Source organism: Streptomyces sp. CBMA156, assembly GCF_014596515.1.
Classification (GTDB): Bacteria; Actinomycetota; Actinomycetes; order Streptomycetales; family Streptomycetaceae; genus Kitasatospora.
The window spans coordinates 1-7517 of record NZ_MSJQ01000358.1; the positions used below are offsets into that span (position 1 = coordinate 1).

Genomic DNA, 7517 nt, shown 5'->3' on the forward strand with positions numbered 1-7517 from the left:
CGGCCGCCGCCCGCAGCCCGCGCCGTACGGCGCGGACGTCGGCGGCCAGCGGCTCCGTGGTGAGCGGCCCGGGCGGGGCGTAGAGCACCCGCTCGGTGGCCAGCGCGAGCCGGCCGGTGGCCGCCGCGGAGTCCGCGTCCAGCTGCGCCGTCTCGGCGATCCGGCGCGCGGCGGAACGCGGTGTGCGTGACTCGTCCGGGGGAATTCCGAGGTCCCAGGCGGAGTCGACCAGCTCGTCCCAGGCGGCCAGCACCTGGGCGTCGGTCAGCTCCGCGGGACCGCCCCCGCCGGGCCCGCGCCGTCCGCCGCCGCCCAGCCGGCGCCGGCGTACGGCGGCGCGCCAGAGCATCGGGACGAGCAGCAGTGCGATCAGCACGGCGACCGCGGCCAGGGTGCCGAGCACCTGGGCGGAGAGCAGCCAGGACTCCTCGCCGGCCGTGGCGGCGCTCCTGCCCTTGGTGCCGCACTCGCCCAGCTGGCGCTGCTTGGCGGTGCAGTCCGAACCGGCGGTCGGCACCGGGGCGGCCGAGGCGGACTGCGGGGCGGCGGTCGCCTGCTGGCTCGGCGCGGTGGTCGGGGTGCTGGACTTCTCGGTGTAGCGGGCCGGGACGCCGCGGCTCGGGGTCGGCTCGAAGCGCAGCCAGCCGTAGCCCGCGAAGTACAGCTCGGGCCAGGCGTGGTACATCCGGCCGTTCACCGAGTAGACGTCGCCGCCCTTGCTGTCGCCCGGGGTGAAGCCGACGGCCACCCGGGCCGGGATCTTCAGCACCCTGGCCATCGCCGCCATGGTGGAGGCGTAGTGCACGCAGAAGCCCCTGCGGTCGCGCAGGAAGACGGCGATGGCGTTGCTGCCGGTGCCGCCGTTGACCGTGGTGTCGTACTTGAAGGTCGGCCCGGTGAACCAGTTCACCAGCGCCGTCGCCCGGTCGTAGTCGTTCTGCGCGCCCGAGGTGACGGCCCTGGCCTGCTCGGCGACCACCGCCGGCAGGTCGGACGGGAGGGCGGTGTAGTGCTCCCTGACGTCCTGGGGCGCGGTGGCCGCGAGGCGCAGCTCGTCGGCGGTGGGCCGCAGGTCCAGGGCGCTGACGTGGTAGCGCAGGCCGCGGATCGCCTTGTCACTGGCCGGCAGGACGGTGCCGGTCAGCGGGTCGAGCTTCCAGTCGCCGCGGTTGGGGACCTGGACGGAGGCGGCCGGGTAGGGCATCGGCAGCCAGCTGGCCTCCAGCCGGTCGCTGACCTGGAAGTCGCCCTCGATCCGGGGGACCTGGGCGTTGCGCAGGCCCTCGGGGGTGGGCAGCGTCACCGGGAGATCGCCGACCGTGGTGCTGCCGAGCTTCCAGTTGGTGCCGTCGAACTGGTCGAGCGAGCCGGTCCGCAGGTAGGTCTGGTCGGCCAGCGGGCTGTCCAGGCTGTAGCTGAGCAGCTCCGCGTCGGTGGGCTTGGTGATCGCGGCCTCCAGGCTGACCAGCGGGTCGAGGCTGGTCGACAGGCTCCCGCCGACGCCCTTGCCGCTCGATCCGCCGGAGCCGGAGCGCAGCAGCCCGGAGCTCCAGTGCGGCAGCACCACCGGCAGCAGCAGGGCCACCGCCAGGGCCAGCACGCCGACCTGACGGCCGCCGGGGCTGACCCGGCCCGACTCCACGGAGCCGCGCGAGCCGCCGTAGAAGACGCGGCCCCAGCGGGAGACCCGGTCCTGGCCCTCGGCGAACAGCAGCAGCAGGTAGCCGGCCGCGGCGGCGCCGAACCAGACCCAGCTGCCGTGCGTCCCGGCCAGGCCGTTGCCGATCGAGTACAGCGCCAGCAGCGGCAGCCCGGCCAGCGCCGAGCGCCGGTAGGTCACCGCGACGGTGTCCACCGCGACGGCGATCAGGCCGACCGCCGAGACCAGGATCAGCCGCAGCCCCGCGGAGGGCGGAGCCGGGATGGCGTACTGCTGTATGTCGTCCACGCCGGAGGCGAAGACCTGGTCCAGGACCCGCATCGTGGCCGGCCCCGGCAGCACCCCGCCGGCGCCGGCGAAGCCGAGCAGCATCAGCATCAGCAGCGCCAGCAGCTGCCCGACCGGCACCGTCCAGCGGTACAGCGGGGAGCGGCGCAGGCCCGCGCCGACGGCCCCGATCACGGCGATCACCAGGAAGGCGTGGGAGAGCCAGCTGCGGGTGGTGAGCAGCGGCATCATGCACAGCGAGGCGAGGGCGGTGGCCAGCGCCGAGTACACGGTCAGTTTGGCCCGGGTGGTCACGCGCCGGCCTCTTCTCGGTAGGGGGCGGTCGTCCTGCTGCCGTCGGCGGCCCGCCAGAGGTCCGGTACGGAGTCCCCGGCGCGCACCGGGATCACCGTCCAGCCGGCTTCGCGCAGCTGCCGGGCGCGGTCCCGGAACTCGTCGCCGCCGGTGTCCGGGGCGAGCATCCGCAGGCCGGCCCAGGTGCCGGTGTCCAGCAGGAAGGCGACCGCCCCGCCGGTGCGGCTGCGCAGCCGGCCCAGCCGGGCGGCCTGGGTGTCGTCCAGGTCGCCGAGGACGGCGACCAGCAGGCCCTCGCCGCCGGTGCGCAGCGGGTCCTCGGCGCGGGAGAGGGTGCCGCCCTCGGACAGGTCGGCGACCGCCAGGGCGTCCAGGACCAGCCCGGAGGTCTCGGCGGTGCTGTGGCTGCGGCCGCCACCGGGCCCCGGCACCGACTGGCCGGTGTCGGTGAGCAGCCGGGTCTGGTAGCCGCGCTCCAGCAGGTGCACGGCGACCGAGGCGGCGCAGCCGACCGCCCACTCGAAGGAGGAGGCGGGGCCGCTGCCGCGGTGGGCGATCTCCCGGGTGTCCAGCAGGACGGTGGCCCTGGCCTGCTGCGGCTGCTCCTCGCGGCGCACCATCAGCTCGCCGTACCGGGCGGTGGAGCGCCAGTGCACCCGGCGCAGGTCGTCGCCGGGCCGGTACTCGCGCAGGATCAGGTCGTCGTCGCCGGCCATCGCCAGGGTGCGGCTGCGGCTCTCGCCCTGGCCGGCCCACTCGCCGCTGAGCCGGGCGTTCGGCAGCGCCTGGACCTGGGGGACGACGGTGAGGACGTCGGAGGCGGTGAAGGCGCGGGTCACCTCGCACATCCCGAACGGGTCGGACAGCCGCAGCTGGAGCGGCCCGAGCGGGTAGCGGCCGCGCAGGTCGGAGCGGACCCGGTAGGAGACCTCGCGGTGGCCGCGCGGCTCGACCCGGTCCAGCACGAAGCGCGGGCGCGGCCCGAGCACGTACGGGACCTTGTCCTCCAGCAGCAGCACCCCGGTGGGCACCCGGGAGACGTTGTCGACCCGCAGGTGCACCCTCGCCTCCTGGCCGGCGGCCGCCCGGCGCGGGCTGAGCCGGCGTCCGCTGGCCACCCGGTAGCGGGTGTTGGCGACCACCACCACGGCGACCAGCGGCAGCGCGGCGAGCAGGACGCCGACGCGCAGCAGGGCGTCCTGGTCGAGCAGGTAGGAGCAGACCACCGCGGTGACCCCGGCGGCGAGGAAGGAGCGGCCCCGGGTGGTGAGGCCGCGGAACCCGGCCCGCAGTCCCGACGCCGAGTCGGACTGGACCACCTCAGCCCCTCCGGACGGCCGGGCCGCCCTGCGGGCGCGGCAGCGGCAGCCGGGCGACCAGGTCGGCCACGATCTGCTCGGAGGTGCGGCGGCTGAGCTGGGTCTCGGCGGTCGGCATCAGACGGTGCGCCAGGACCGGGACGGCGAGTCGCTGGATGTCGTCCGGGGTGACGTAGTCGCGCCCGTCCAGGGCGGCGGCGGCGCGGGCGGCCCTGACCAGGTGCAGGGTGGCGCGCGGCGAGGCGCCCAGGCGCAGCTCGGGGCTGGTCCGGGTGGCGCCGACCAGGTCGACGGCGTAGCGGCGGACCGGGTCGGCGATGTGCACGGTGCGGACCAGGTCGATCAGCTTGAGGATGTCGGAGGCGTGCGCGACCGGCTGGAGGTCCTCCAGCGGGCTGGCACCGCCGTGCACGTCCAGCATCGCGAGCTCGGCCTCGGGGCTGGGGTAGCCGATCGAGATCCGGGCCATGAAGCGGTCGCGCTGGGCCTCCGGGAGGGGGTAGGTGCCCTCCATCTCGACCGGGTTCTGGGTGGCCACGACCATGAACGGCGAGGGCAGTTCGTAGCTGGTGCCGTCGATGGTGACCTGGCGCTCCTCCATCGACTCCAGCAGCGCGGACTGGGTCTTGGGCGAGGCGCGGTTGATCTCGTCGCCGACCACGAGCTGGGCGAAGATCGCGCCCGGGCGGAACTCGAAGTCGTGCCGCTGCTGGTCGTAGATGTTGGTGCCGGTGACGTCCGAGGGCAGCAGATCGGGTGTGAACTGGATGCGGCGCACGGTGCAGTCCAGGGAACGGGCGAGCGCCTTGGCCAGCATGGTCTTGCCGACGCCCGGCACGTCCTCCAGCAGCAGGTGGCCCTCGGCGAGCAGGACGGTCAGGGCGATCCGGACGGCCTCCGGCTTGCCCTCGATCACGCTCTCGACGTTGGCGCGGACGCGGTCGACGACCGCGGCGAGCTCGTCGTGCCCGACCTGCCGGTACCCGTTCGCCCTCTGCTGCTCGCCCCCCGCAGCACTGCCGAGTCCGGCCTGATCGCTGTAGCTCGTCACCCGTATACGCTCCCTGGCACCCTGTGCCCGCCCCGTCCCGAGGCCGGGCCCCACCCCATGCTTGACGCGGCCGTCCCTGGGGCGGTTCCGCACGAGGGTCCCGGCGCCGGGAAGGCGGCCTGCGGCCTGGCCGCCCCAGGTGGTTCGGGGTCCGACCGGCAGGCGCATTCTCCCCCGCGCGATGGCCAGAAGTCACCATTCGGCGGTGCCCCAATGCCGGGACGGCGGGGACCCGGGCGGGGCTCGGGACGGGGCGGTGGCTCAGGACGGGACGGGTCCCGGGTGCTGGTCGATCTCGCGCAGCAGGCCGGTGTGGACGTCGAAGACGAAGCCGCGGACGTCGTCGGTGTGCAGCAGGAAGGGAGAGGTGCGGACGCGCTGCATGGACTGGCGGACGTCGCCGTCCAGGTCGACGAAGGCCTCCACCGCCCACTGCGGGCGCTGGCCGACCTCCAGTTCCAGCTCGCGGCGGAAGTCCTCGGTGAGCCCGAGCAGGCCGCAGCCGGTGTGGTGGATCAGCGCGATCGAGCGGGTGCCGAGGGCGCGCTGGCTGATGGTCAGGGACCGGATGGTGTCGTCGGTGACGACACCGCCGGCGTTGCGGATGACGTGGGCGTCGCCGAGTTCGAGGCCGAGTGCCGCGAACAGGTCCAGGCGGGCGTCCATGCAGGCCACCACGGCGATCTTCTGCACCGGGCGGGCGTCCATGCCGCCGTCCCGGAAGGTCACCGCGTAGGCGCGGTTGGCCGTGACGAAGCGGTCGATGACGGTGGATCCGGCAGGGTCGGCAGCGGCGTTCGGCGAGGGCCGATCAGGTGTCACTGTCATGGTGGCGACGTTAGTGGGGATCGGGCCCGCGCGGTGGAGCGGAGAACTACAGAACGGGGCGCCGTGATCGAGCGCAAAGCCACAACAGGGGGGTGCGGCCCGGCCGTTCCCCGAGTGGCCCGCACGCGGTGGCGGACAGGGGGCGCGCGCCCGCCGCCGAGGGCCCCCGGTCCGGACCGTCCCCAGGCCGCCCCGACGGCTGCGACCTGCGGTGATCCGTACCGCCGCCCGGGTGGTGCGCCGGAGCGGACCATTGACTGGCAGGGCGCGCGCGATAGAGTTTGCGGCGCAGTGGAGCACACCCGGCCGGGCCCGTCAACGGCGCCTTCCCGGCCGGTGCGGTCCGGTCGACGCGGGCCCGTGGCCTCCACCCGCTCCGTGCTCACCTGGCGCACCTTCCCCGGTGCCGGGCGGTCACGACCTTCCCCCTGAGCGGGCGGGGACCACGGGCCGCTTCGTCGTGCCGGGGCACGGTGGGCGAGAATGGTCGCAGCTCCCGGACGTCGGGCTGCTCCGCACCGAGGAAGGGCGCCACCGCGCATGACCACCAACGAACCGGGCCCGAAGCACGTTCCGGTGATGCTCCAGCGGTGCATGGACGCGCTGGCCCCGGCGATCTCGCGCCCCGGTGCCGTGGTGGTGGACGCCACCCTCGGCCTCGGTGGCCACAGCGAGGCGTTGCTGACCCAGTTCCCCGAGGTCCGGCTGGTCGCGGTGGACCGCGACCCGCAGGCGCTGAAGCTGTCCGGCGAGCGGCTGGCCCCGTTCGGCGACCGCGCCACCCTGGTGCACGCCGTCTACGACGAGATCCCCGAGGTGCTGGAGCGCCTGGGCATCGAGAAGGCGGACGGCGTCCTGTTCGACCTCGGCGTCTCCTCGATGCAGCTGGACGAGGCGGAGCGCGGCTTCGCGTACGCCCAGGACGCCCCGCTGGACATGCGGATGGACCAGACCAGGGGGATCAGCGCGGCGGAGGTGCTGAACACCTACAGCCACGGCGAGCTGGCCCGGATCCTCAAGTTCTACGGCGAGGAGCGGTTCGCCGGGAGGATCGCCTCGGTGATCCTGCGGGAGCGGGAGAAGGAACCGTTCACCACCAGCGCGCGTCTGGTCGATCTGGTGCGCAACGCCATTCCGGCGGCGACCCGTCGCACCGGCGGGAACCCGGCCAAGCGGACGTTCCAGGCGCTGCGGATCGAGGTCAACGGCGAGCTGGAGGTCCTGGACCGGGCGATCCCCGGGGCGCTGGACGCCCTCGCGGTGGGCGGCCGGATCGTGGTGATGTCCTACCAGTCGCTGGAGGACCGCCTGGTCAAGCAGTACCTCGCCGCCGGAGCGACCAACACCGCACCGCCGGGACTGCCGTTCATCCCGGAGGAGCACCAGCCCTGGCTCAAACTGATCACTCGCGGTGCCGAACTGGCCACCGAGGAGGAGATCGAGGAGAACCGGCGCGCCGCACCCGTACGGCTGCGGGTGGCGGAGAGGATCAGGGACCGAAGCAAGCGGGGCTGACGAACCGGCTCCGGCAGGGTCCGAAGGGCGGAGGAAAGCAGTGGGGCCGGTGGCCGGTGAGGTCCGGGCGGGGCGGGGAGGACTCCCCGGACAGGGCAGGGCGCGGATCACGGTCCGCCCGGGGAAACGACCGGTACGGGGGCGCACACCGTTCGCGGTGCTCGTCGTGGTGCTGCTGGCGGCCGGGCTGCTCGGCCTGCTGGCGCTGAACACCGCACTCAACGAGGGCTCCTTCGAGCTGTCCCGACTGCAGAAGCAGACCACCGTGGCGACCGACGAACAGCAGAGCCTCCAGCACGAGATCGACCAGAGCTCGGCCCCGGACGCGCTGGCCAGGCGCGCCGCCGAGCTGGGCCTGATCCCGGCCGGCGGGATGGCCTTCCTGGACGTCCCGAACAGCGGCACGGTGATCGGCACCCCGGGCCCGGCCAAGGACAGCCCGCCGGTCAAGCGCTCCACGGCCGAGCCGTGGCCGACCAAGGGCCAGCCGGGCGCGAGCCGGCCCGCGGCCGGGCAGCCGCAGTCCCCGGCCCCCCAGCCGGGCGGCGCGCCGTCGCCGGCC

The 7517-nt window shown here is 74.5% G+C and carries 6 protein-coding genes; 2 read left to right on the top strand and 4 right to left on the bottom strand.

The window, feature by feature from the left end; genetic code table 11:
* The 4 genes from BU198_RS31205 to BU198_RS31220 form a co-directional block, all read right to left on the bottom strand.
* Positions 1 to 2242, bottom strand: a 2242-nt coding sequence (locus tag BU198_RS31205; RefSeq protein WP_188300215.1) for a DUF3488 and DUF4129 domain-containing transglutaminase family protein, incomplete at its 3' end; no start/stop codon positions are given.
* On the bottom strand, positions 2239 to 3561 hold the full coding sequence (locus tag BU198_RS31210) for a DUF58 domain-containing protein (RefSeq protein WP_317620398.1): 1323 nt from the start codon (positions 3559 to 3561) through the stop codon (positions 2239 to 2241). The genes BU198_RS31205 and BU198_RS31210, both read right to left, overlap by 4 nt.
* 1 nt (position 3562) lies before the next feature.
* Positions 3563 to 4477, bottom strand: a complete 915-nt coding sequence (locus tag BU198_RS31215) for a MoxR family ATPase (RefSeq protein ID WP_317620399.1) — start codon at positions 4475 to 4477, stop codon at positions 3563 to 3565.
* Between the two features lie 396 nt (positions 4478 to 4873).
* Positions 4874 to 5440, bottom strand: coding sequence for a beta-class carbonic anhydrase (locus tag BU198_RS31220; protein ID WP_188300217.1), 567 nt, complete (start codon positions 5438 to 5440; stop codon positions 4874 to 4876).
* A 540-nt stretch (positions 5441 to 5980) separates the two neighbouring features.
* On the opposite strand from BU198_RS31220, the gene rsmH reads away from it, so the two are divergent.
* Positions 5981 to 6955 (top strand): 16S rRNA (cytosine(1402)-N(4))-methyltransferase RsmH, encoded by a 975-nt coding sequence (gene rsmH, locus BU198_RS31225; protein ID WP_188300218.1) that lies wholly within the window; start codon positions 5981 to 5983, stop codon positions 6953 to 6955.
* Between the two features lie 157 nt (positions 6956 to 7112).
* Positions 7113 to 7517: cell division protein FtsL (locus BU198_RS31230; protein WP_188300219.1), on the top strand; the 405-nt coding region annotated here is incomplete at its 3' end.